Below are 25784 nucleotides of genomic sequence, written 5' to 3'. Positions count from 1 at the left end.
CTACCATGGAAGTCCCAACTCGCCGAGGGGGAGCTGAATTTGAAAGACGCGGCCGAAGACAAGAAGAATAAAAACGACTGTAATGAATGTCACTGCGAAAGCTTTCAGCACGCTTACCCTGAGACGGAGAAGGAGAAACATGGAAAAAAGAACGGTGGAAAGAGCATATCCCATCCATTGCATAAGCTGAACATATACTGCAAGGGAAAGTATTACAATTACCCCGTTCGCCCCTACGGGGCCCCATCCCCTGCCGGAGGCTTCCTCCCCGGACTTCAGGCCTGAAACCACCTGGTACAGCCCGCAGGGAATCAGCACAACGGAAAGAAGAACCGGGAAAAATGCCGGGCCGGGGATTTTCTTTCCGGCAGATACAGCCTCCGGAAATGTGGAACTTGTACGGATAACCCACAGGGAAACAAGGACCAGCGATACGCCGAAGATGATTCTCAGAGTTTTTTTCATTGACAGCCTCCGGAAGAAAGGGCATCCCGCCGGGATTCGGCGGGATGCTTTCCCTGGTAAGGGAACTATTTTTTTAGATAGCCGCCCAGTTCCATGACGTTCTTGAGGTCAGTATCCTGCCGGCGGACGAATTCAGCGAACTCTTTCGGACCGCGGATCATTACCCCGAAGCCGTTCTTGCCCATGAACTCCTTGTATTCGTCGGAATCGGTAATCTTTTTCATGGCGTTGTACAGGACATCGATTACTTCGGCAGGAGTGCCCTTCGGGACGGCAAAACCCCGCCACGTTCCGGCCGACCAGTCGATGCCGCTTTCTTTCAGTGTCGGAACATCCGGGAAAGCGGGGTCCCGGGAATCGGCCATAATGGCCAGGGGGCGTATTTCTCCGGCTGCAATCTGGGAGGCCGCTTCGGGAAGGCTGCAGGTGATTACTTCCACGTGACCTCCAAGAAGCTCGATGATCGAGGGAGCGGCTCCCGTAGTGGGGATCCAGCTGACGGCATTGACAGGGATGCCCGCCTTGTCGAGCATCCCTATCCTTGCAAGGTCCCAGACACCGCCGGCAGCAGTTCCGGAGAACTTGAACTTTTCAGGATCAGCCTTCACCGCTTCAAGAAGCTCACCGAGGTTCTTCCATGGAGCGTCAGCCTTCACCATCACCCCGGCGGGGTCCTGGTTCAGCTGGATCACGTAGTCGAAATCCGCATATGTGAGTTCTGTCAGACCCATCCAGTGCATGGTGGCCAGTTCCAGGGTCACCATGGTGATTGTATAACCGTCCGGTTTTGAAAAGGCTCCTGCCGAATGACCGACGGCGCCGTTGCCGCCCGTCTTGTTTGTGACGGGGAAAGGCTTGCCGAGTTCTTTCTCGAGCTGGGCCGCCATGAAACGGGTCAGCCTGTCTGTTCCGCCGCCCGCTCCCCAGGGGCAGACGACGGAAACGGCTCTTTCAGGGAAGGCGGCAAAGGCAGCCGAGGCCAGAAAAACGAAGAGGACCGAAAATATCAGTATTCGCGACATCTTTCTCATGAAAAAACAACTCCCTTCAGAAAAAGTATGGGACACGGAACACCGCCGGCGCTGTAACCTGCACCCTCCTTTCAAAGGGAATACAAATTGCGCAATACCCCTTTTTCTTTCAGTATATCAAAAAACGATGCCCTCTACATCTCTTTTGCCTCCCTTCTCTCATGAGAAGTCCGTTCTTTCCATCCTGAACTAAATCCGCAGCTTGAAAAAAAGGGCTCCTTGGGCGAGAATAGTGTAGGATTCTTTTCGTTCCTGTAATAAACTGCTTTCTATAAAAACAAATAGAATGAACTTCAGGAGCGAAGAATCGAAATCTTGGAAAGAGGTGACATGATGGCCCGCTACACATCAGAAGAACTGATGAAAATGGAACATGAATACGGTGCCCACAACTACCATCCTCTGGAAGTCGTAATTTCAAAGGCTGAAGGTATCTGGGTCGAAGACCCGGAAGGACGCCGTTACATAGACATGCTCTCGGCATACTCGGCAGTGAACCAGGGACATCGGCATCCAAAAATAATCAAGGCACTCAAGGACCAGGCCGATATCCTCACGCTCACCTCGAGGGCTTTCTTCAACGACAAGTGGCCCCTCTTCGCCCAGAAACTTTCCGGTGTAACAGGGAAAGAAATGATACTCCCCATGAACACCGGTGCGGAAGCCGTCGAAACAGCCATCAAAACCATGAGAAAATGGGGTTACATGGTCAAGGGCGTTGAAAAGGACAAAGCTGAAATCATCGTCTTCGCCGGGAATTTCCACGGCAGAACGGTCACCATCATCTCCTTCTCCGTCGATCCCGACGCAAAGGATAATTATGGCCCCTACACCCCGGGATTTGTCGTCGTCCCCTACGACGATCTCGAAGCGGTGGAAAAGGCCGTAAATAAAAATACTGTCGGCATACTTGTAGAACCCATTCAGGGAGAGGCCGGCGTGGTAGTGCCGAGGGAAGGGTTCCTCAAGGGACTTGAATCCATTGCCCGGAAGAACGACATCCTCCTTGCAGTTGACGAAATCCAGACGGGATTCTGCCGCACGGGAAAGACCTTCGCCTTCGAGCACGAAGGGATCACGCCCGACATCATCATCATGGGCAAGGCGCTCGGCGGCGGAGTGATGCCCGTCTCCGCCATCGCCGCCGACAAGGACGTCCTTGGCGTGTTTCTTCCCGGGACCCACGGTTCGACCTTCGGAGGGAACCCCCTTGCCTGCGCCGTGGCATCCGCATCAATCGACGTGCTCTTCGAGGAGAAGCTGGCCGAACGCTCCGCGGAACTTGGAGCCTATTTCATGGAGGGAATCCGGGCTTTGAACTCCCCAAAGATCAAACTGGTCAGGGGGAAAGGCCTTCTTATCGGCGTGGTTCTTCACGAATCCGCAGGCAAGGCCCGGAACTACACCACCGCCCTCAAGGAGAAAGGGCTTCTCTGCAAGGAGACCCACAACTGGATCATCCGGTTCGCTCCCCCACTGATTATAACAAAACAGGAGATCGACATCGCCCTCGGGAAGATGGCGGAGGTCTTCTGCGGCGTAGAGGCGAAAGCCTAGAAAATCCAATGTCCGGAACATGATGAGGAAAGGGTTCCTCCGGCGCCACGGGAGGAGCCTTTTTTTTCTGTGCCCGCCTTAGGTTCCTGACAGTGCATGCAGCCTTCTCTCAAAAGTGGAATCTCTGGTATCCTTAATACAATCTTGTTATTCTCGAAGGAGCTGGTAATCGTGCGCTACCTTCCATTCGGCAGCACAGGCGCCATCGTTTCAGAACTCGGCTTCGGCGGCATTCCCATCATCAGGCTCACAACGGACGAAGCGGTGAGGGTCCTCAAAAGGGCCTACGACAAAGGAATTACCTTCTTTGATACCGCGAATTCCTATGAGGGAAGCGAAGAAAAATTCGGATTGGCGCTGTCCGGCGTGAGGGAGAAAATCTTCATCGCTACCAAGAGCAAGAACCGTGACGGAAAAGGCGTATCGGAGCACATCGACCTTAGCCTGAAGCGAATGAAGACCGACTATATCGATCTCTTCCAGTTTCACCAGGTCGTCCAGGAAAAGGACTGGCAGGCCATCATCGCTCCCGGCGGAGCCCTCGACGCCGCTCTGGAGGCCCAACGACAGGGGAAGGTCAGGTTTATCGGCATCACGTCCCACGGCATCCCCATGGCCGTAAAGGCCATCTCCACAGGCAAGTTCGTCTCCATCCAGTTTCCGTTCAATTTCATCGAAACAGGAGCGGCAGAGTCTCTTCTCCCCCTCGCTCAAAAAATGGGTCTCGCCTTCATTGCCATGAAGCCCTTTGCCGGCGGGGCCATCAGCGACGCGCCTCTCGCCTTCAAGTTCCTGAGGTCACATCCGTACATCCTGCCCATTCCGGGGTACGACTCGGTGGAATCCGTCGACCAGGTGACCTCTTTCTACGATTCTCCCAATGCCGTGACCGATCAAGACCGCAGGACCATGAAATCCATCGCCGACACTATGGGAAAGGAGTTCTGCCGCAGATGCGAGTACTGCCAGCCCTGCCCCCACGGAGTTTCCATCACCCTCGGCATGACCTACCCCCTGCTCGCCTCCCGCATGTCCCCCCAAGTGGCGTGCGGGTACGTGACACAGGCTCTCGAGACGCTTCCCCTGTGCGTGGAGTGCGGCGCATGCCTGCCCAAATGTCCCTACAACCTCCCGATTCCACAGATGCTCAAAAAACACTACGCCCTGTTCAGGGAACACCGGAAGCTCTATCACAGCGAATGAAAAGTACGGCGTGCTTGTGAAACCGACATCCGTGTCGGTTCCTCGTCCCTTGGCACTGTCCGCCCTCCCCTGGGGATCCCTCCGCAAAGAGCGCCAAAGAGCGCCAAAGAGCGCGGAGCGAGATCTCTTCGCCCCTGGGGGAGGGCGAATTCACCTTATGCCCGGCGACACTCCCGCTGCCTGAAAAATTTGCGGATTTAGGAAACCGCACTTGGCAAGCCGAAAGTGAACGTGTATAATTCTTTTCTGTGCGGAGAAGTGCCCGAGTGGTCGAAGGGGATTGACTCGAAATCAATTGGGCGGCTTGCTGCCCCGTGGGTTCGAATCCCACCTTCTCCGCCAGCTGAAGAACTGTTTCCCAGGTATGGCAATCTTGGAAAGCTGTGATATAATGTTCGCCGTTGTATGCGGAGAAGTGGCCGAGTGGTCGAAGGCGGGCGCTTGGAGAGCGTCTGAACCGTGAGGTTCCGTGGGTTCGAATCCCTCCTTCTCCGCCATTAATCATGCCTTAATACTGGAAACAGAAGAGAAAAACGGTATACACGCTGTGCGCCAAAAGCGTACAGCACCCTTGGTGTTACAAACTGGTGTTCCATTCATCGAGCGCCGCGGGAATATTTATTATTTCCGCTGGGTCATACCTCAAACGGAGCGATTCCTATGGAACAAATCGGAAATCCGGCTCTCCCTCAAAACCCCCTACCTCAAACTCGCGCGAAAAAGAGGAGAATACCTTCGCGCTGGACTGATTTTTCTGCCCATGAATCTCACGCCTGAAGAAAAAGACGAAAGAGTCAAATTGCTCCATGAGGAAGCCCTGCTTCTCACCGACAAGTACAACCCTTCCTGGGACGACTCCGTCGAGTCGGTTGCCCTGGCCCGTGACCACTCCCTTCATCTGACTCCCGACGAAGAGACGGAAAAGGAAGCGATCAACGAGGTCTACGGTGACACAAAGCAGCACAATAACTTTTGGGAGCTTTTCGAGGGAAAAAGAAGAATCATCCCCGTCACCTCCGAAAAATCACCTGAAACGGAATTCTCCCAGCGAGAGATAGACTTAATGGTGGAGCTGCTCATCGCAAATGACTGGGCCTTTCTTGAAAAAAAACTCCTTGCATCCGACCACCGCATTGTCGAAGGGTACAATCTCGGGATATCAATGGAGGTTGAGGACCTGACCCTCTATCTCCTTGTCCGGAAGAAGAATTTCCGGAACATACTAAAGGCCAGAGCTTTTACCGACCTTTACAACGTCCGGAAACTCATCCCCCACACAAACAGGCATTTCCCGTCGATCGCCCAAAAATTCGTATCCGGCGCACTGGCGAATTGCGACCGTGCCCTAAGGGAACTCAACGGCATTCTTCCGCCGGAATCCGTACAAATTGCCTACAGATCCGAACATCCGGTAGTGCCGCCGGCAGTTTCAGTGAATAATACTACACCCCTTCCCACTGTAGGACCGGACTATGAAGACCCGGAAATCGCAACGCTCGTACAGGAAATTATTGCCGAGAAGACTACATCAAAAGCCCGGAAGGAAGTTCGCTGGACGGAAAAGACCCGAGGAGAGTTTGAGTCGAAATTCAAATTCATTCTTCGCTATTTCGGCCAAGGCAGAAAAGTTTCCGAAATAACCAAGGAACATCTCACCGAACTCATGGATATTTTCAATACCCGGCTGTCTGCCCGGCAGGGACAAAAGATGGAGGATCTCGATCCCAATGTACTTCTCCGGGGGAAAATACCAGAGGAGAAGATTTCCAACGCTACGGTGGAAAAATGGACCACCGCGCTGAATATGATCCTGAAGAGGGGCCACGATTTCTATCCCCGGGCTTTGAAAGTCCCCTATTCCATAGTGAAGAAAGAAGTGGTGCTTCCGGACAAGGAACAGAAATTTGTCCGTCTCACCTACTCCCCTGATGACCTGCAGAAGCTTTTCGACAGCACCTTCGTAACAGATTCGCTCAAGGGGGGAAAAGCCATCGGGACGCCGGCCTACTTTCTCTTCGGGGCATTGACGGGCGCCCGGGCGGAAGAATTGGGGCAATTATGCCGGGGCGATATTTTTACTGCCGACGGTATCCTGTGCCTGCGGATCGACGAAAATGCTGAAATGGGAACCCGGGTGAAGAACAAAGCTTCCAAAAGAACCATCCCGGTACCGGAACCCCTTGTTCGGATCATGCAATTCTTGATGATCGAAAAGGAAGAGACGGACAATATCTGGGGATTCACCAAGGGGCGAGGAACAAAAGCCTCCTTCTCGCGGAACGCTGCAAGATGGTGGAATACTTACGTCAAGGAAAGACTGGGCGAAGACGCAGCCCAAACATTCCCTAACGGTCAAACGGGCGTCAAAGTGTTTCACTCTTTCCGTCACACCATCGCCAGCGTCGGAAAAACGATCGGGATAGAAAAATGCTATACGTCCGAAATTCTTGGCCACGAGCCTAGTGATGCCACGAAAAATACCACAACGCACTACGAATCCAAGTTTTCTCCTTCTGAACTGGCGCCCAAAATGAAATCGATATACGACGCGCTGGAAGTGGACTGGAAGACAGTGGCTGATAAGGTCCTCGCTGAAATGGTCAAGCGGCGCAACATCTCCTGAGAAACTAAAAAAAAGGCCGGAAACCCAAACGGAGGGAAAGAGATCTCACGCTTTTCCTCCGTTCTTTTCTTCATTCAGGTCCATTTCCCCTTAGGTCGGAAAACCTTCCCCCTTCCCTTCCAGCCCAAACGTGGAACGTGAAGAAACACTTCTTCAGCATCTTAATAAGGTCTTCTCGCTCCTACACCCAGATGGAGAGCTTGGTTAGATCCTCAACGACACTTCTCCACATGCTCCTGTACCGTGTTCCTTCCTTTACTACTTCTGTTGCTGGTAATCGTACCATCCTTTACCGGTCTTCATTCCGTATTCCCCGGCCTTCTCACGTGAGCCTCAACTTTGGTAAAGGTAAAATGCAAAACGCGTTTTTTTAGAGAGACGCTTGCTCGCAGATATAAGAGCCACTGGCGCGCGGGGTAAGAGCCACCCCATTTGGACAAAGCGGCTCTGCACCTTGATAACCTGTCGAAAAGATCTGCAAACATGCGAGCCTCAAAGAAATATATGGTAATATTTGGGAAAATGTTTATTGAAAGAAGAGAGTGTCCTTATTGAAGAATGCAGGATTTCAGCCAATGCAGTGGCGTAGTTCGAGAATCGTGCTGAAAATCTCTGGGCAGTCCATACCGCCATGTTTGCCGGAAATCCGGGGGAGGTAAATATGAGCAAAGAATCCCATATTGATGTGCCGGAATCCATACGGCCCTACCTGAACGAAATTGCGGATCGCCTTTGGTCTAACCGTGCCGCGGTCATGGTCGGCGCCGGTTTCAGCAAGAACGCGGGCGATGGATTTCCTGATTGGAACCAGTTGGGAGACCTTTTTTTCCAGAAGGCACGTGGCGAAAAGCCTGATTCAACCCAAAAGAAATATTTGAATGTCTTGAGACTGGCCGATGAGGTGGAGGCAGCATTCGGTCGGCCTGCGCTGGATAATTTGCTGCGAGACAATATTCCTGATCTCACTATCGAACCATCCGATCTTCATGTCCAGATTCTTGAATTACCGTGGGTGGATGTGTTCACGACCAATTATGATACCCTGCTTGAACGGGCTAGCGCAAAAGTAGTGACGAGGAGATATCGGCCCGTTGTCAATACAGAGGATATCCCTTACGCTGACAAACCAAGAATTGTAAAGCTTCACGGCAGCTTTCCATCCGAGCGCCCCTTTGTCATCACCGAGGAGGATTATCGGCGGTATCCGTATGATAATGCTCCTTTTGTCAATACCGTCCAGCAGTCTCTACTGGAAAATACGTTGTGTCTGGTAGGGTTTTCCGGGGATGATCCGAACTTTCTCCAGTGGCTTGGCTGGATTCGCGATAATCTCGGCAGAGACAAAATGCAGAAAATATATCTTTTAGGAGCCTTTGACCTGTCGTCAGCAAAGATACAACTTTTAGTGAAACGTGGGATTACGGTTGTCAATATGTCTTGCTGTTCTGGCATCGATAAGCATGACCACAAGCAGGCTTTAAAGAAGTTTCTTGATTTTATGGAAACGAAGGAACCGAAATTACCCGGCTGGCCTGAGACTACTCAAAAAATGATGTCTCCCCCTCAGGCTGCGGACCGCATCGAAGCGGTAAAGAAAATCACGGAAGAATGGCGGAAGCAGCGACAAGACTATCCGGGATGGCTGATCCTGCCAAATAGTAATCGCGAAAGACTTTGGAAATACACACAGGATTGGGTCAATTATTCCCTGGGTATGGATCAATTTCCCCCAGGATTGGATATCCAATATACGTTCGAGTTGATCTGGCGGCTTGAACGGTGTTTGCTGCCGCTTTTCTCCGAAGTTGCCACGATATGTGAAGTAATTCTCGAAAGGTGCTACCCCTTCGATAAGGACAATCCATCCAAAAACCGCCTGTCCCGCGCTGGGGCAGAGGTGGTCTGCAACCTTCCCTGGAAGGAAATTAAGGAAGCATGGATAGCACTAGCACTTGCCATGCTTCGGTTCTACCGTGAGGAAGGGCTTCTTAAAAAATGGAAGGAAGCAGAAAAACGACTCAAGGCAATTTCTGATCAATTTTCGGTGGAGCAACAAGAATTTTTGAATTATGAAGGTGTTCTCTTCTGCCTTTTTACCTTGGATTTGCCCAATGTCAAAGAAAGACTTGAAAATTGGCTACCCAACCAATCACATCCTTATTGGATGGTGAAGCGCGCGGCTTTACTAGCTGAGATCGGTTTGGTTAACCAAGCGGAAATTCTTGTTAGAGGTGCCCTTGAAAGGATCAGAAAAAGTACCAATAGCAAGAAAGGAAGGCCTGATCTTTCCATGTTTTCCCAAGAGAGTAACGCAATGCTTCTGGGAGAATATATTCAAAACGCCGCTGCATTTCAAAGAAACAACTTGGGTGAGTTTCAAGATAAAAATAAGCAGTTCCAAGATCGTTGGAGTAAATTAAAAGGTTACAAATGCGATCCATGGGGCGAATTGAAGCTGTTTGAACTGGCTCTGAGTGCTCCACCCATTCAGAGAAAAAGCATCTCGGAAAAGCATGAATTTGACGTAGGGCGGATTACCCGGACATTCTCAACGGGGGGCATTGATCAGGAGCTGTTCAATGCGTACTCTTTCCTCCGCTTCTGCGAAGATGCAGGAATACCGTTTCATCTTGGAAATTATACATTTGCAACAAAAACTGCTATGGGATGTTTGCAGCGTATTTCACGGTCTTCTTCCTTTTGGGCGGCCGCCACGCTTGCCAGGTTGGGAGACACGAAGGCCGCTGACGAGCTCTTCAACCGCGAATCAATTTATAAATTTACCGACAAAGAAGCGGACCAGCTCATTCAAAGCTATCTGGAAACGCTTGACAATTGCCGGGATGACATACGCACCGGTGATGTTTTTCGAAATAACAACTTTGGAACACGTCTCGCCCGACTTTTGCCAGAAGTCATTTCGAGGCTATGCTGCAAGTGTTCGAGTGACATGAAAGGCAAACTCCTCTCTTTTCTTGCGGAAATCTATGCTTCCCCCGATAAGGGGAAATACGGAAACGTTAAGAGCTTGGTCAGAAGGCTTCTTAGTTCAATGTCAGAAACAGAGCAATATAACCATATTCCCGACTTGCTGAAAATACCGGTTCCTGAAGGCCTCCATAATCCAATTATCAGGGATGAATTTAGAAATCCGTTTCTATTGTTCAATCTCAATCAAAAACCTGCGTTTGCTGTGAAGAGAATAGATATTCAACCGGAATTTATTGAAAAATTGTTGTATGAAACCGGGTTAGAGGATACAGAGCGCAGACGCTGGGCGCTTTCTTCCCTGATACAGCTTCATAAGATGGAATTACTCGATGCCGGACAAAGCAAGAGACTGGCATCTGATCTCTGGAGAGTGACCGACCAATATGGTCTGCCGGAAGGCACTGATTTTTATAAGTTCGTTTTTTTGAGCCTTCCGCATCCAGAAGGCGTTGATCTTGCGAAACTTTTCAGGAACTATGTTACGGCTGCTTCTTTTCCGGTTCAGAAGGACAAGCAGAAAGGTGGTATTGCTATTACGGGGGGAAGCATTCCTCTTGCGACGGAAATCCTTGGAGCAAATAGCAGCGAAGAGATTTTCTGGACGAGGGAAGATGCTGTTGAGATATTGCAAAAACTGCTTGTGTGGTGGGATGCTGACAAGAGCATGCTGGATAAGGAAGAAAGGGGACCTGCGTGGTTCGGATCTATTCCTGAAGAATTTCGGGCGAGATTCGCTTCCATTGCCTCACTGCTTGCCGAGGTTGTGGGCCCAAAGCTCAGCCCGGATTCTCCTGCAGAAATCAAGGATTCTCTCAGTCGGCTTTTTGAAGAAATGCGGAAGCATTCCCTGCATACTCTGGAGGCTGAGGCCGCATGCCTTCATCTTTTCCCAGAACGAAAATTCGATGTTTTTGATCGAATCAAATCATCCTTGATTTCGAACATAGAGGACCGAGAGAAAGACGGTCTCGAAGCTATCTCCAGGATTGTTTTCGGAAATATGGATGCGGATGACGGTTCGGTGGAACCAGATCCGCTTTTGATGCTTAGTCAATATCTTACGTGGCATTTTGGACATTCCACGAGTCGGGCAATGTCGATAGTCGTTCGCATTCTAAAGAAGACGTCAGGTCAATTTTATGCAAAGCAGCAGATGTGCGTCCTGGAAGAAGCCGCACAACATCAACTCGGTCGACTGCTTGGCGAAACATCGTACGACAAGGACGACTCAGTTCTGACCTTTGAAAAGAAAGTGGAAATGCGCCGTTCTGCAGCAACCCTAGCAGCCACACTTCAGGCACGATACGGAGCACGCGGTTTGCCTGTTCCAGGCATCGTCGAAGAATGGCGAAAGAGATGTTTTTCGCCTCGAGAATTCTCTGAAGTTACAAGCGCATGGATGAATTAGGAGGTAATTTGAAGAGTATCCCATAACGTCTCTTTCCTTGCTGAATGACCTTCCCCGGAATTGACGGACACAGATGAAGGCCCGACAAGGGGAATGATTCCACCACTGGAGGTGCCTCACATGGAAAAAGGGAGAGAGACGCCGGAACTACGACCCTGAATTCAAGCAGGAAGTGCTCCGGCTGGTGGCGGAAGGGAAGCTTTCCTTTAAGGTTGCCGAAGACCTTGGAATTCGGGTAGATCTGATTTATGCCTGGAGAAAGTGGGAGAAAAAGGAAATGGGAGCCGTCGCCTTTGCTCAGTCCGGAGGCAAGGTCCTCACCCCGGAAGAAGAACTCAAGGCTCTCCGGGAAGAACTGGCCTTCACCAGGCGTAAGCGTGACATCCTAAAAAAAGCCTTGGCCATCTTCTCGAAAGAACCTCAGAGTCGCTGAAGTACGAGGTTGTACGGGATCACGTGGAATATCCTGTGGAGGAGATGTGCAGGGGGCTCAAAACATCCTGGAGCGGCTACTATGACTAGCCTAAAGAATTCCGCTGCCAGGAAGGAACGAAAAAAGCAGAGGGAAAAGCTAGTGAAGGTCATCCGCCGGATCCACGAATGCAAAACGCGTTTTTCTAGAGCCACCTGCGCGATTCTCTGAGAGCCACTCCACCGAAAAGGAGCGGCTCTGCACCTTGATAACCTGTCGCAAAATTGTTTGCAAAATAGAAATTGCAAGGGGGATTTCCCCCTTGCAAAAAACACTTTCTCTGTCGTTGCACAACCTCCTGCAAGCTTTTAAAGTGAAATAAGCTCTGTAGAACGTTTTTTTCTGTAGATAGCTCGTAACGACTGGATGTATTGTTTATACGTATCCGGATACTCCAGCTGAAAAAAGATTTCTGCCGCATGGATCCTTTTATCGTCATCCTCGTCCAGGGTCAGCCAAAATATGGCTTCCGATTCGTTCTCAGAAAATTTATCTGCCTCCGCAAAAGCGACTCTCAAAGGTTGGCAGTGTCAAAATTCTTTCGCACATTTGTTTCTCAGCCCCAAGATCTACAGTCCCCCGGAAGGGGGATTTTTTTTCTTTGCTCCCCTCATACGCTCAGAGGGAGATGTTTCTCTTCCTTTTCCCTCTCCAAAAAGTTGTTATTCAGTACTCCGTAAGAAACGTCCAGCTTGTTTGGTCAGAAAAAACTGACCGTACAGGATTCGCCGGAATAATGGTAAACGACATGAACGGTCTTGAGAAATTCTACAATAAGCAATTCCCCGGGATGACTCCGGAGTGAGTTTGTCAGTCAGGGCCTAGCCTATTTCACTGTTGATGATGTCCTCTCTGGCTTCTTTGAGCCACTGGATAACCATATCAAGCTGGTCAATGTGAATGAAAACGGACGATTCGCCGTTTCCAACATCTTCCGTATCTGTTATGACAACCATTTCGGCATCCGCTTCAGAGCTTACTTCTATAGCATGCATCTTTTTCTTGTAGGCACACATAAGGGAACACCTCCGTTGATGGTTTAATCAAAGTATACCGCATCGCGGAAGGAAACGAGGTGCACACATGAACGATCCCACGGTCCTTTGGTTTTCCGGCGTGTCACTTGGGTTGAGCTTCATACCTCCCTCCCCCAGCCAATTTTGAAGAACACGCCTTTCGCCATTTAAGTTCCCTCGTTTTTATCCTCGCGTTTTTTGTTTAGCCCTATGCAAACCGCTATGTTAAATGCGAATACCACAATTTCTCTTTGGAGGCGGTAAGCGTGGGAAGCAAAAAAGTGCGTATAGTAATCACCGGAGACAGCAAGATGAAGGCCCTGGAAGAAGCAAGGAAATGGGTTCTGCAGCTTGAAAAGGAAGTACTGGAGCAACGGCGCAACTGCCGGACGCGTGGTCTGATCCTTCTCGGAACCGCTCTTCTCGGCGCTATTTCCGACGAGGATGTGAAGTTCCAGATTTACGAACAGTTCATTGAAATCGACGCCCTGCAGAAAAGCAAAAATTCAACGGTGGAGTCGAAAAAGGCGGCAAAGGAAAAGGCAGGAAAAACTGTCATTGGTCTGGCGAAAGCGCTTTCGGAAAAACTAAAAAAAGAGGCGGCGCCTGCCGGCCAGGATGCCTCTCAGGGCGGCACGGTTCCCCCGTCAGAGACAAATCAATCATAATCATGTGGAAACCCTACGTGAGGTTTTCGTCCTTCTGTTCCGGGGTGCGGGCGGTACATTCGGCATCCGCTCATGCTTCCTACCTCACGAGGGAAAAGGAATGTCTTCTTTGGGGTATGGAAAGCAGAGATAGAGAAATATCCGACCGCAGGGAAGCCGCCAATCGATGGAAAGAAATAGCAGAAATGGAAACGGGGCTCTCCCCTCTCGACACTCCTGCGGGGAGAGCCCGCCATGATGCCTGCGTCCAGGTGCGCCTGTTTCTGCCCCTGCCGAATCTGGTCTTCGACGGCATGGCGAAGGCAGAAATCAGGGATGCACTCACCACTCTCGTCCGGGAACTCGGGCTGGATTCCACGGACGTGCTGTGGTCCCTCCACAAAGGATTGCCCGGTGGTTCCGGAAAGAAGGAACGGGACCAGAATCTCCACCTTCATATTTCCTATCGTCCAAGAAACGATGAAGGACACAAACACAGGATTTCCATCCGCAGGGAAGTGATTTCCCTGCGGGAGGCCCTGGGCGGATGGCTCCAGGAGAGAGGGTACCCAATCGACTGGAAATCCGTGTCAAAACCCGGGAAACGGCGGCATATTTCTCCGGAGAAAATCGTCATGGCAGAGCGGGGAGAACCGCTCCACTCTCCGGAAGAGCAGCTCCAGGCGGACCTGACCCTGGCAAAACGGCTCGTTGCGAAGCTGACCCGGGAAGAGGCGCGACGAATTCTTCGTGGACTCCTTCGTTTGGAAGATGCCGCCTTTTCCCGGCTTGAAGAAGTAATAGGGTTGCAGGGCTGGTCGATTTCCAGGATACGGAGGGGGAAACGAGATACCTGGATTTTGAAGGACGAGTCCGGAAAAGAGCTCGCTCTTCGCAGGATCCTGAATTACAGGGAAGAAGACGTCCATCGTCTTTTTCTTGCCCTCCAATCAAGGGACGCAGAGAAAATCCCTTCAAAAAAACTCTCCGAAATTCCACTGAAACTTGGGGAGGACGATGCGGAAATTGAACAGGCTGAATTGAAGGAAAGCACTCCCGAAATCTCACGAAATTAAACCAGCGGCCTTTTCCAGCCGCGCTTGCCGAAAAATAGGGAACGCCCGTTTTCCACCCCTGAAACAACCCCGCAAGTATTTACGTTATCTGTAAATTTTCCCCGGCTCTTCCCCGAACCGCAAGGCGAAATGAAAGGCCTTGCAGGGGGTCCTGCCTGCGTTCCGATCACCTTTTTCCGGTGCAGCTCGTGTGTTCCTTGAAGTCCGCTGGTCCTTTCCTGCGGGCTTGCTTTTCGTCTTTTGCCCCTGCAAGGCTCAAGGGTGCGTTGGCTGGCGCCAACACTCCCTTTCGGCAGGGGGCCTTCGCCCCCTTGCATCCCCCGAAAGCAAAGGCGGAAAGGGGGGTCAGTCTTTCTCTTCCGGGGTCGCTCCATTGTCCAGAGCCCATTCCAGAAGCCAGCGGATCGCCTGCGCCCGGGACTGGAACCTTTGTTCGAAACGAAAATCGTCGAGTCTTTCCAGTAATTCCTGGTCAATAACGAAAGTCAATAAAGGACTTGTACGCTGTCCCATTGCATGTACCTTCCTCTCATTTCCGTAAGGATTTTTCCCCATTTTCTGGAAGTCACAAAGGCAAGAGTGTTGCTAACGCTCTGTTGCATATTAAAAGTTTATCATAGAAGAAATAACGACACTATTTACACATAAAGCCCTATAAGCTATAATGGTTCCGTAAGCAGGAGAACAAGCTTGAAAGGAGTGAAGTTTTGTGTCCAACATGGTGATTCTCAAGTCATGGATTGAGGGCACCCGTCCCCTCCTGTGGAACGCGTTTTCGGTCAGCATGCTGACGGGGGAGAAAAAGCGAAAAACCGGTTCTGCCGGCAATAATCCGGATGAGTGGAAGCAGACAGTACTGGCCACTCCGGAACGCCGGCTTTTCGTAAAGGGCAGCTATCTTTTCAGCTGCCTGCGCGATGCAGCACGGTTTACGCGGGAAGGAAAAGGGACACTGCAGAGAAGCGTGGCGGCCACGCTGCAGATTTTGGACGAAGAAATTCTGGTGGACCGCTTTATTCCCGAGGAAATGTTTGTTACTCCCGAAGCGTTTCATAATGCCAAGGATAAGGATGTCTATATTGATGTTTGCGGAGTCCGGAATCCCACAACCCGTGGGAAAAACGTCCGCTACAGGGTTGCCTGTTCCAGCGGGTGGAAATGCAGTTTTTCCCTTGTCTTCGATAATACCCTGGTGTCCAAAATCGCCATGCGCTCCATCATCCACGACGCTGGAAATCTTGTAGGACTGGGAGACAGCCGGTCCATAGGATCAGGACGGTTCCGGGTTGAAAAAATCGAAGAATCTGTGTACATTTCCGATGCCGAAAAGACGTCCGCCTAGAACGATATGGCTGGAGCTACGGAAAATTGTATGGATTCGCTGCAACGGAAAATGCTCTCACTGCGGAAAGGAACTTTCCCTCTTTCGCTGCCATATCGATCATATTCACTCGGGGAAAAACGGAACAAACAAAATCCGCAACCTGAGAGTACTTTGCCCCAAATGCCATACCCTGCGCCTTGACAAACGGCATCGGGGGTTAGTCGGAAAAGGTCTCCGGCTTGGAATCATCGACGAGAACTGGAGATCGAAAACCTGGGAATAATCGAAGCTGAAGCGAGCTTCTCATTCTACCGGGTCTCGCTTTTGAGATTCCGGAACTCGGCAGAACTCGCCCCGACATCCCATGGACTCGGCGACAAATGGCTAGGCCGGGCGCGCATCGTCTCGGATTGGCATGGTTGACCCGGAACTGGATTTTTCAGTTCCGGGTTTTATGTTTGAAAAAAATACGGGCTTCTAAAAGAACAGTCCGTTTTCCCTCTTCATTGCCGCTCATTGATTAAGATTTACCTGCATGGGAATTCCCGCTCCGAAAGAATATCTCGGAAATAGAATCCATATCTGGAAATGATGAAAATTACTTTCCCCGGTAATGTCACTCCTCGGAGTACTAGGCTGGATCGCATCTACAGAAAATCCAAAGTGTCGTGAATCCGAGATAGGTCACCCCTCCATCCACCACCATATTAAAGATGGAAAAGGCAAATGCAAAGTTCTGGTCTTACAGACCTCTCATTTAAAAACGGAGGATATGACGCAATCTTCCTCCTCATCAAAACGTGAAAAGTCTTAGTAGTGGTCATTCCGGTCAAGGTAAATTACCAAGCAGAAAATACCATCCTTGTTCTTTGTTTTCTCCACCATCACAAAACCTTCTGTTGAAACGTTACAATATATACCGCTCCGTGAAATCCGGTTCTTCCGATATTTCCGCGGCCTTCAGATGCTTCAGGTGAATCTCCCGTATAAACCGGATCGTCTCTTCGTACAGCTCTGGATATTCAACCCGATAAAACCGCTCCGCAGTCCGGACTCTTTTCTCGTCGTCACCTATAAGCCAGAACATCGCCTCGGTCTCGTCCCCGGGGAAAATACCCGCCTCTGCAAGGATGTCCCTCAAAGGTCGGCCCCTGTACCCGTGCTCCCTCTCTAAATAAAGGTTCACTTCGGTCCCCAGCACTTCAGGGGCCATTGATTCCACAGGAAAGCTTCGTATGTAATCAGGGTCATTTTCAATAAGGATTTCCAGCACCGACCATCCCACCCACGCCTTTATCTGCAGGATGTCGGGGGCGTATCGGAGCGATTCCGGAATGCGGCCGCTCAGGGCCGCCGGGATGGCAAGGCCGGTACCGCTCCACCTGTCTCCGGCATTTAAAGGATTCACCAGGCGTTCCTTTGTGAGAATTTTTTCGTCAGGCTTCCTGTCGAAACCGTCGACGTCGCCACCGTCGGTCCTGCTGTAAAAAAGCAGGTAAAAGGGCACCTGGGGATCCGTACCGATGTTGTCATCACTCAGCATCTCCGGCGGGAAAACATCGTTGGCCGCCATCACTACGGCTACCGAGCATCCGGCGATGTCCCTCAAAGAGAGAATCTCCCGGGAAAACAGGTGAAAGGGGATTTTTCTCCGTTCATCCTCGCTGACGAAAAGAGCGGTTTCCGCGATGAAATGGGCGAAGGTCTCTCCATCCCTGGGCCTGTCATCAAAATGATAGTGAGTAAAGAGGGATCGTTTGGCCTCTTCCTGCCTCCAGAGAAGGACTTTGGGAGTTATTTCTACCGATGTATCGCCGGTAATAAGCTCTTCCCAATCTCCCTCCACCGGCTCGAGGAGGAAGCCGTTCTCGTTCTCCGACGGACGGCAGAGGAAAATTTCAAACCCGTCGATTGTCTTTGCCTGTTCAATGACGGCGCGGTGGCTCCCGTAAAAATCAGCGGAAGCATAAAAATGGCAGTGGCTCGGCCAAATTTTAACAACCAAACCGTACATTTCAGCAGCGACAGCCGCCCTCTCTGCGGGATGAGCAGATGGCACAACCGATCCTTTCCCGGTTGTTGTCAGTCGCCCGGAATCCTCATCAGCAGATGAAGATTCTGTTTCTGCTGTCTTTCCCATCATCTCCAAACCTCCGGTTGGATCTTACAGTATGTCCCCAGGCTCCAGAAATAAACATTCGTTTTTAAAGTAATTCAGGTGAACTTCCCGTATTGCCTGAACATTCTCCCTGGACAGCTCAGGAAACTCGATTTCGTAAAAAAGCTCCGCCGCCCGTTGTTTTTGATCATCTTTTTCTATAAGCCAGAAGATCGCTGTTATCTCGTCTTTGGGATACTTGTCCTTCGCTACGAGAACAGCCTTGAAGGTTTCCTCGTTTTCGTTCCAGAATATTTTCGTGTTCATCAGGTCTTCTAGTTGTTCTGCCGTCATGGATTCCACCGGGAAGTTCCTTACAAAGTCGGGCTTGTTTGCTATAATAGCATTCAGTAGCGGATCACCACGACTGCTGTATTTTTCCAGTATTTCCGGCTCATACGTATATTTTTCTGGAAGAGTCCCATCCACGACAGTCCAATAAGCAAGATTGTCCCCCCATCCGTTGCCGGAATTTATCAGCCGTTCTCTCGTAAAGAAATTTCGGATAATATATTCTCTATAATCCTCGTAATCATAGAGATGGAACAGTATCCGTCCGTTAGGGTCGATATCAATAACTTTCTCATTTATCATCTCCGGAGGAAAGACTCCTTCCAGAGCCATCATCAGGGCAACGGAGAATCCGGCACTGTCTTCCATGGCCAGTATTTCGTAAGAGAAAAGGTGAAACGGGATTTTTTTCCGCTCCTCCTCCGACATATTTCTGGCAGACTTGACAATACGATGAGCCAGAGTCTCCCCGCCTTCCGGAGCAATCCCGACAACCAGGTCCCAATGGAAAAGATCCGTATTGAATACGTCGATTTCCTTCTCTTTCAGGGAAAGGACTTCAGGGCCTATCAGAATGGCCGTCTCGTTTCTGGCAACCTTATTCACATCCCCCTCGACAGCCTCAAGCCTGAACACGTTCTCTGACGACCGGCAAATATAAATATTGTGCTCACCTTTTTTTTCCGCCTCTTCAATAACTTTCTCGTGGTCTCCAGTAAAACCGGTGGAGGCATAGAAATGCCACAGTCTACTGTTGTCAATCAAGACAATGCCGTCCCCGATATCGGTTATCCTTCTCTCTGTCATCGTAAAACCTCCCAATTTTTAACGCTTAATAATCTTATGTTAATGGAGCCCACCTTCACCAAACAATATAATTGGTTCCATGTTCACTTAACAGTAATTGCCTCTGTTTTTCCAAAGGGTACGAAAAAACATTCCATAAACTGCGCCACCTGGCGGATCGCTTCAAAAATTTGTTGCATCGACACTGATAGATCGGTGAAAGTTCCGTGTCGATGCAACAATGGTTTCCAACCCGCATATCCGCAATGTGTCCGCAGACGATATGTCTAGTGGGAATGCGCCTCTCCCAGGAAATCCTTTCTGCGAAAAAAACTCCATCTGTCATCCACATTTCGGGACCAGGACATAAAAAGAAAAAAACGGAACGGGGGCACAAGAATTGTTCATTTCCCCGTTTGACTACATTTCTACTTTCAGTAGGGGGCGCACCTGCGGATTTAGGCTTGACAATAGGATTTGTGGAAAATAGAATAAGGTTGTCCTATGGAAATATGGGTTGCTATATACAACCATCGAGGTGATCGAATTGGAACTTCTACATTCAGCTGAAAACGTATTAAACGTTCTCTTTGCGTGGATTGATAATCAGCGAAATGAACTTGGTCTTACTGAAATAAGCCGTGCTACTGGAATTAATAAGAGCACAGTGTATAAGATCCTTCTTTCCCTCCGTGAACGCCATCTTGTTGACCTAAATCCAGACACGAAAAAATATAGCCTCGATTCTCGAGTCCTCGAACTTGGAGCATTTTTCCTGAAAAATTTAAATTTAAAGGATGTAGCTCATCCATTCCTGCAAAATCTTGCCCAGCAATCTGGAAAAACCGTGACTTTTGCCCTTAGGAAGGAAACCCATCTCGTTTTTATCGATAGGGTTGATGGTTCTGAAAACGTACGCTTTTATTGTGACATCGGAAAAGTAATACCCTACAACAGCGGGGCTGCTGCAAAGGCTGTTTTCGCCTATCTTCCAGAAGAACAGATTATAAGTATTACCAGGAATACCGAACAACTGTTTACGGAAAATACAAAAACCTGGAATCAAATGCTCCAAGAAGCAAAAATAATCCGCGAAAGGGGGTATTCACTGAGTGACGAAGAAGTTGATAAAGGGGTACTCGCAATCGGTGCACCAATCTTTGACAACATCGGACAGGTTGTGGCCGGATTGGCCCTGGCGGGATTGAAGTTCACTATCAGCGGAAAGGAACTTTGTCGAATGATCAACCTATCCGTTGATTGTGCCAGGTCCATATCACTGAAAATGGGAGCTCCCCTAAAGGACTCCCTTTTTTCAGAGTGGACGAGTTCAGTGGTCTCGAGCACAAAGGAACAGCATTGAAAAAAAGAGAGGGGTGGCTTCATTGCAAAAAATGCCAAAGGAGCAGGTAAAAAGCACTTACGCATTGTCTTTGAAAGAATTTAAATTCGCCTTTTCGACAACGATGATCTACATCCTTTTGTCATGCGCGATCTCATACTTCCTGGGATACAACAAACCGGTTGAGGAAATCACCATTATCTGGGGGATTCCCTCATGGATTCTTTTCGGAGTCGTCATCCCCTGGATCCTGATGGTCCTGCTCACCATAGTCTACGGTTTCTTCGTCATGGAAGGAGATGAAAAATAATGCAGGCATCTCCAGTCACTCTTATGGTATTCGCATGCTACTTCGTGGTTCTCATCGGTATTTCGGTCTATGCGTACTACAGGCGGAAGAACGCAAAGAACTTTTCCGAGGAATATTACGTCGCCGGGCGGTCTTTCGGTCCCTGGATCGTGGCCTTTATGTGGGCGACCTCATGGACGAGCGGCGGAACCTTTATCGGAACACCCGCAGTCTACTACTCCATGGGATGGACCGCTCTCCTCTGGCAGGCAGGCGCAGGCGTTCTCGGCATGATCGGAATGCTTGCCATCGGCCGGAGGATCTCCCGTTTCGCAGCCGAACACAACTGCGTCACTCTCCCTGACCTCTTCGTTGAACGGTTCCAGAGCCGGCTTATGGGCATCATCGCCGCACTCTCAATCCTTGTCTTCGGCGTCGCCTACATGGTGTCCCAGTATATCGCCGCTGCACGCATTCTCGAGACATTCATCGGCATCCCCTACATGTGGGCAATAATCTCCTTCGCCGTGATAGTGGGCCTCTATACCACCATCGGCGGTATCCGCGGCGTGGCGTACAACACCCTTCTCCAGGGCATCGTTATGCTGGGAGGATCCGTTGTTATCGCGTTCATAATGGTAAAAGCAGCTGGTGGTTTACCCGAGATCACCCGCCAGCTGGCTCAACTTGACCCCAACCTTATCACACCCCCGGGACCGAAGAACTTCCTTCCCCTTCCCACAGCGTTCTCAACGTTCTTCATCCTCGGCGTTGCCGTTATGGCACAGCCTCACGTGGTCACAAGGATTTTCACCGTCAAGAACATGATGTCCCTGAAACGGGCAGGAGCCCTCATCAGCCTGATCACCCTGGTGTGGTTCATGTCACTGTTTGTGAGTGCCCTTGCAGCCCGGGCGCTTATACCCCAGATCGATGTTCCTGACAGAATCTTCCCTACCATAGTGCTCCAATATTCCGGTAACGTCATGGCAGGCATACTGCTTTCGGCGCCCTTAGCAGCAGTCATGTCCACGGTGTCTTCGCTCATCATCTCCACCAGCGGAGCGATAATGAAGGACATCTACCAGCGGAACTTCAACCCCAACGCCAGCGAAAAGGCGATCAAGACGACAAGCTATATCGCGACAGTTGCAATAAGCGCAATAGTCATGGTCCTGTCGTTCAACCCGCCAAAGTTCCTGCAGGACATCGTCATGTTTGCTATTTCCGGCTTCGCAGCGTCGTTCACTGTCCCCATCATCCTCGGGTTCTTCTGGAAGGGCGGCACCCCCATGGGAGGACTCCTGTCCATGATCTCAGGGTTCATTACCCTTCTCGTCCTCTACGCGCAGTCCAATCCGAACCCCCTCGGCTTCAACCCCCTGGTCTGGGGCCTAGTGGTTTCTGCCGTGGTCATGGTGGTCGTAAGTAAGGTCACGAAACCCAACGACAGCACGTTTATGGCAAAGATTTTCGAATAGCGTCCGATACAAGAGGCACTGAACAGAACTTTCGATAACACACGCAATGGAAAAGGGTGAACTTTCTGCTCAGGGGTTCACCCTTTTCTATCAAGAACGTCCAAGGGAGGAAAACCTCATCGCCATGAATTCCAAGAACTCCTATACTGTCGAAAAATACACCGATATCGTAGGCGGATCCTCAGAAATGTGCGGTAAAGTGCACGATGGAGACGTGCTCATTGCAGAAACCCCTCCGGGATGCTGGGGCCCCATGATAACGCCCCATCTAAAAAGCGGACACGAAGTGACCTGCCCCGTTGAGGTCGCGGGAACCGAGCCCGGCGATACTGTAGCCCTGTTCGTGGAACGCATTGAAGTCCTTTCCGACTATGCGGCCTCAGGAACGGGCAGAAAAATCCCCGAAAACTTCGATAAGGACCCCTCACTCCATGCCAAGTGCCCCTCCTGCGGCACATATTACCCGAAGACGGTTCTAAAAGGTATCGGGCCCGAGGCGGTCAAATGCAGCGAATGCGGACAGAGCATCATTCCTCAGGATATTGCAAATGGCTACACCGTCGCAATAGATGATGCGACAAAAATAGCTGTGAGCCTGCCTGCTGAAATGGCACAGGAAGCGGCAAGGAAAACCGAAAGGGGCGAGGTCTATCTCCCCCATGGATCGCAGCAGAACCTGGCGACCATACTCGCAAAGTCGGATATCGAAGACATGATCATCCGCTCCTGCCCCATGATAGGGAATATAGGCTGCTCCCCCGCAAAGGCCATGCCCTCATCAAAAAATTCGGGTGACCTCATTGATTCTCTCAACAAAACGAGACTCTTCGAAACCGTCACAGTATCGGACATCACCGACGCCCACATGGACATCAACACCGTCAGCGAGGGCTGCGTGATTCTTTCACCTGTAAAGATAAAGGGAGCCGGAATCTATCTCGGCGACGTCCATCTTACCCAGGGGAACGGAGAACTGGCTGGCCATACCCTCGACATCAGCGCCCGGGTCACGCTTCGGGTCAAGGTCATCAAGGGGCTGGCCCTCGAAGGGCCGGTTATCATACCCCGGGCCGACTTGGTGGATAAGCGATTCCAGCCGTTTTCCGAAGCAGAGTACACCACCGCTACCGTCCTTTTGCAAAAGGAACCAGGCCAGATGGAAAAAAGATTCCCCGTCCAGGTGGTCGGCACCGGACAAAACCTAAACCTGGCCATAGAGAGCGCGGTGGAAAGAGCTGCGAAACTGACAGGCCTTCCGGCGGATGAAATCAAAAATCTGGCGACGGTCTGCGGTGAAGTCTCCATCGGTCGAACTTCGGGCACGGTCTTTCTGACACTGTTGCTGACCAAAACCGTCCTGGAAAAAAACGGGCTTTGGGAAATGGTAAAGCAGCAGTTCTGCAAATAGCAAATAAACGGACGGAGCGGCCGATTCACACTTGGCCGTTCCGTCCGTTTATTCTCACAGATCACTTTACACAGAAATAAATACTTTTTGAATGCTAAGAGATTGTAGACTGATTTTTGTGCCGGGACATCCTTTATAAAAGTATTTCTTGCTATAGTTCCGATTTCGCTTCATCTTCATGGGTATCCTAATATTACCGAGGTGGAACCCGTGAAAAATAAGGATGAGCAGCAGAGAATTCTGGCCGTTCAACGTTTTCGTAATGGCGAAAAGCCTGAATCCATCTGCGCTTCACTCGACAAATCGAAAGCCTGGCTCTACAAGTGGCTAAAACGCCAGGAGCACCATGACAACGATGAACTATGGAGCAAGGACTCATCACGGCGTCTGAAAAACTGCGCAAACAGAACGCCTGATGAAATCGAGGAGATCGTGAAACTTGTCCGTCTCAGCCTCTACAAAAAAGAGGTCTTCTGCGATGTTCAGGCTATCCTTTATCGGTTTCCATACCGGATAACCGCAGTGTTTCCGAAGCCGCTATGTCTAGTGGGAATGCGCCTCCCCCAGAGGAAATCTTTTCTGCGAAAAAACACCCAATCTGCCATCTGCTTTTGGGGCCAGGACTGGTTGGTTTGGCAAGAGATAAAGCAAAGGCCCCGTCGTTTTGACGGGGCCTTGCTTTTACTCATTTGCTATTTGAGCGAGGTTCTCCCAAATCGGGAAGGATGCGTCCGCAATTTCTTTATAGATCTTATAGTATTTCAGATATTTCTCGTGATTCTCCATGTTCGGCACATACGTTTTATTCATTTTGATGCATTTTTCTGCAGCCTCATATTCTGATTGAAATACTCCCGCTCCTACGCCCGCAAGGAGAGCCCCGCCGTAGGAGGATTCAGCATTTCTGGGAAATTTCACTTCAAGGCCGAAAACATCGCATATTATCTGACTCCAGAGAGGACTCTTTGCTCCACCGCCAATAATTGCAATATCTTCGAGGTTCCTGTTGAAATCTGCAAGAACCTGTAGACAGTCATAAAGACTGAAAGCCACTCCTTCAAGCAATGCCCTCGCAAAATGCGGCCTTGAATGAACCATGCTCAGGCCGAAGAAATCTCCTCTGGCTTTGGGGTTAAAATAGGGGCATCGCTCCCCGAGAAGGAACGGGTGGAATATAAGTCCCCTTGCCCCGAGAGGAACGCTGGAAGCCTCCTCATCCATCAAACGGTAAACTTCTTCTCCATTTTTCTCGCAGGCTGCCTTGTCACCGCAGTAAAGACTATCACGGAGCCAGCGGTAGGCCGAAGCACAGCTGTTGGTAGCGGTAACGGTGTACCACAGCCCTTCTATCGAGTAGGGATAGGTAAATGTCTTGCTGTGGGGATTGGGCATGTCTGCAACAACGTTCACGTTCCCCGCCGTCGCGAGTTTTACTATTATCTGCCCCACCTTGGTTGCACCGGCGCTAAAATCCTCGGCGGCCGTATCGGAACACCCGGCAATGACAGGAAGTCCTTCAGGCAGGCCTGTAAGACGGGCAGCTTCAGCCTGTACATGGCCGACTATTTCTTTTGATAGCCTGATTTCCGGCAGTGTATGAAGGGGAAGTCCTATCATTCCGCATAGTTCGGGTGACCATTTCATTTCCCTGGCATCATACAGGAGGCTTCCCTGGGCATCCACCACGTCGGTGCAAAAATCACCGGTCAGCCAGGAACGTACATAGTCCTTTGTGAACATGATCCTGTCTATCTTGGCATAGTTTTCCGGTTCGTTCTCCCTCACCCACATAAGCTGAGGCAAGGTCCACGTAGGTGTTGGACGCTGCATGCCAATCCTGAAGATAGTTTCGTCGTACTGCTGTTTCAGGCTTTCGCACTGGCTTCCGCTTCGCTGGTCGTTCCACATGATGCATCTGCGAATGACTTCGCCGTGCTTGTCCAGCAGGACAGCGTTGTGGGTCGAAGCGGTGACGGCCAGGCAGATTACACCGGAAAAGCCGTCTGACATTTGCGATTTGCAATCTTTCACGGTATCCAGCAGAGCGTTTATCCAAAGGGAGGGATCCTGTTCCGACCATCCGGGCCTGTGATGCTCTGACGGGTATTCCTTAAACGAGGAAGCACAAATATTTCCGTCCAGATCGATGAACGTTGTCTTGCAGCCTCCGGTACCAAGGTCAATTCCCAAGAGCTTTTTTCTCATCGTAATTTCCC

20 protein-coding genes, 2 tRNA genes and 3 pseudogenes are annotated in these 25784 nt (G+C 50.4%); 18 read left to right on the top strand and 7 right to left on the bottom strand.

Annotated features, from left to right (window positions below):
* Positions 1-465, bottom strand: a complete 465-nt coding sequence (locus JMJ95_RS02400; protein WP_290682112.1) for a tripartite tricarboxylate transporter TctB family protein — start codon at positions 463-465, stop codon at positions 1-3.
* Between the two features lie 65 nt (positions 466-530).
* The gene (locus tag JMJ95_RS02395; RefSeq protein WP_290682109.1) at positions 531-1496 is read right to left on the bottom strand and encodes a tripartite tricarboxylate transporter substrate binding protein; all 966 of its coding nucleotides are present in this window, start codon (positions 1494-1496) and stop codon (positions 531-533) included.
* Between the two features lie 333 nt (positions 1497-1829).
* Between JMJ95_RS02395 and rocD the strand changes: the two genes are divergently transcribed.
* From rocD to JMJ95_RS02355, 9 genes and pseudogenes are all read left to right on the top strand, one after another.
* Positions 1830-3053: an ornithine--oxo-acid transaminase gene (rocD, locus tag JMJ95_RS02390; protein WP_290682106.1), complete on the top strand. Its 1224-nt coding sequence runs from the start codon at positions 1830-1832 to the stop codon at positions 3051-3053.
* Positions 3054-3224: 171 nt separating this feature from the next.
* Positions 3225-4256, top strand: a complete 1032-nt coding sequence (locus tag JMJ95_RS02385) for an aldo/keto reductase (protein ID WP_290682103.1) — start codon at positions 3225-3227, stop codon at positions 4254-4256.
* Between the two features lie 252 nt (positions 4257-4508).
* A tRNA-Ser gene (locus JMJ95_RS02380) sits at positions 4509-4598 on the top strand.
* Between the two features lie 67 nt (positions 4599-4665).
* A tRNA-Ser gene (locus tag JMJ95_RS02375) sits at positions 4666-4753 on the top strand.
* Positions 4726-4986: pseudogene (locus tag JMJ95_RS13905) on the top strand (DUF6538 domain-containing protein); the annotation flags it as partial. The gene JMJ95_RS02375 and the pseudogene JMJ95_RS13905, both read left to right, overlap by 28 nt.
* A gap of 30 nt (positions 4987-5016) precedes the next feature.
* The gene (locus JMJ95_RS02370; RefSeq protein WP_290682100.1) at positions 5017-6879 is read left to right on the top strand and encodes a tyrosine-type recombinase/integrase; all 1863 of its coding nucleotides are present in this window, start codon (positions 5017-5019) and stop codon (positions 6877-6879) included.
* Positions 6880-7540: 661 nt separating this feature from the next.
* Positions 7541-11278, top strand: coding sequence for an anti-phage defense-associated sirtuin Dsr2 (dsr2, locus tag JMJ95_RS02365; protein WP_290682097.1), 3738 nt, complete (start codon positions 7541-7543; stop codon positions 11276-11278).
* Between the two features lie 145 nt (positions 11279-11423).
* Positions 11424-11711 (top strand): annotated as a pseudogene (locus JMJ95_RS02360) (transposase); the annotation flags it as partial.
* 640 nt (positions 11712-12351) lie between these two features.
* Complete coding sequence (locus JMJ95_RS02355) at positions 12352-12555, top strand: hypothetical protein (protein WP_290682094.1); 204 nt, start codon at positions 12352-12354, stop codon at positions 12553-12555.
* A gap of 16 nt (positions 12556-12571) precedes the next feature.
* Here JMJ95_RS02355 and JMJ95_RS02350 read toward each other — a convergent pair whose 3' ends face one another.
* Positions 12572-12766: a hypothetical protein gene (locus JMJ95_RS02350; RefSeq protein ID WP_290682091.1), complete on the bottom strand. Its 195-nt coding sequence runs from the start codon at positions 12764-12766 to the stop codon at positions 12572-12574.
* A 266-nt stretch (positions 12767-13032) separates the two neighbouring features.
* On the opposite strand from JMJ95_RS02350, the gene JMJ95_RS02345 reads away from it, so the two are divergent.
* Together JMJ95_RS02345 and JMJ95_RS02340 are read left to right on the top strand one after the other, a co-directional pair.
* Entirely contained in the window at positions 13033-13434 is a 402-nt protein-coding gene (locus tag JMJ95_RS02345; RefSeq protein ID WP_290682088.1) for a hypothetical protein, read from the top strand.
* 116 nt (positions 13435-13550) lie between these two features.
* On the top strand, positions 13551-14489 hold the full coding sequence (locus tag JMJ95_RS02340) for a hypothetical protein (RefSeq protein ID WP_290682085.1): 939 nt from the start codon (positions 13551-13553) through the stop codon (positions 14487-14489).
* Positions 14490-14834: 345 nt separating this feature from the next.
* Here JMJ95_RS02340 and JMJ95_RS02335 read toward each other — a convergent pair whose 3' ends face one another.
* A complete protein-coding gene (locus JMJ95_RS02335) occupies positions 14835-15002 on the bottom strand; it encodes a hypothetical protein (RefSeq protein ID WP_166670003.1) in 168 nt (55 codons plus the stop codon).
* Positions 15003-15198: 196 nt separating this feature from the next.
* Between JMJ95_RS02335 and JMJ95_RS02330 the strand changes: the two genes are divergently transcribed.
* Together JMJ95_RS02330 and JMJ95_RS13900 are read left to right on the top strand one after the other, a co-directional pair.
* Positions 15199-15831 carry a hypothetical protein gene (locus tag JMJ95_RS02330; protein WP_208321081.1) on the top strand — a complete coding sequence of 211 codons (633 nt, stop codon included), beginning with the start codon at positions 15199-15201 and terminating at the stop codon, positions 15829-15831.
* Positions 15809-16096: an HNH endonuclease signature motif containing protein gene (locus JMJ95_RS13900; protein ID WP_133957042.1), complete on the top strand. Its 288-nt coding sequence runs from the start codon at positions 15809-15811 to the stop codon at positions 16094-16096. Before JMJ95_RS02330 ends, JMJ95_RS13900 begins: the two co-directional genes overlap by 23 nt.
* A gap of 624 nt (positions 16097-16720) precedes the next feature.
* Here JMJ95_RS13900 and JMJ95_RS02325 read toward each other — a convergent pair.
* Complete coding sequence (locus JMJ95_RS02325) at positions 16721-17827, bottom strand: hypothetical protein (protein WP_290682075.1); 1107 nt, start codon at positions 17825-17827, stop codon at positions 16721-16723.
* Between the two features lie 150 nt (positions 17828-17977).
* The gene (locus JMJ95_RS02320) at positions 17978-19069 is read right to left on the bottom strand and encodes a hypothetical protein (protein ID WP_290682072.1); all 1092 of its coding nucleotides are present in this window, start codon (positions 19067-19069) and stop codon (positions 17978-17980) included.
* Positions 19070-19595: 526 nt separating this feature from the next.
* Here JMJ95_RS02320 and JMJ95_RS02315 point away from each other — a divergent pair.
* The 5 genes and pseudogenes from JMJ95_RS02315 to JMJ95_RS02295 all read left to right on the top strand — a co-directional run.
* On the top strand, positions 19596-20411 hold the full coding sequence (locus tag JMJ95_RS02315; protein ID WP_290682069.1) for an IclR family transcriptional regulator: 816 nt from the start codon (positions 19596-19598) through the stop codon (positions 20409-20411).
* 31 nt (positions 20412-20442) lie between these two features.
* Positions 20443-20700, top strand: a complete 258-nt coding sequence (locus tag JMJ95_RS02310) for a DUF997 family protein (RefSeq protein WP_290682466.1) — start codon at positions 20443-20445, stop codon at positions 20698-20700.
* Positions 20700-22160, top strand: coding sequence for a sodium/pantothenate symporter (gene panF, locus JMJ95_RS02305; RefSeq protein ID WP_290682066.1), 1461 nt, complete (start codon positions 20700-20702; stop codon positions 22158-22160). The genes JMJ95_RS02310 and panF overlap by 1 nt, the downstream gene beginning before the upstream one ends.
* Before the next feature lie 124 nt (positions 22161-22284).
* Positions 22285-23568, top strand: coding sequence for an acetamidase/formamidase family protein (locus JMJ95_RS02300; RefSeq protein WP_290682063.1), 1284 nt, complete (start codon positions 22285-22287; stop codon positions 23566-23568).
* Between the two features lie 210 nt (positions 23569-23778).
* Positions 23779-24066, top strand: a pseudogene (locus JMJ95_RS02295) (helix-turn-helix domain-containing protein); the annotation flags it as partial.
* Positions 24067-24249: 183 nt separating this feature from the next.
* Here the strand turns inward: JMJ95_RS02295 and xylB are convergent.
* Entirely contained in the window at positions 24250-25773 is a 1524-nt protein-coding gene (xylB, locus tag JMJ95_RS02290) for a xylulokinase (protein ID WP_290682060.1), read from the bottom strand.
* Positions 25774-25784 lie beyond the last annotated feature (11 nt).

The organism is Aminivibrio sp. (assembly GCF_016756745.1).
Classification (GTDB): domain Bacteria; phylum Synergistota; class Synergistia; order Synergistales; family Aminobacteriaceae; genus Aminivibrio.
The sequence above is the reverse complement of the archived record's forward strand: the minus strand, read 5'-3'. Positions and strand labels throughout refer to the sequence as shown.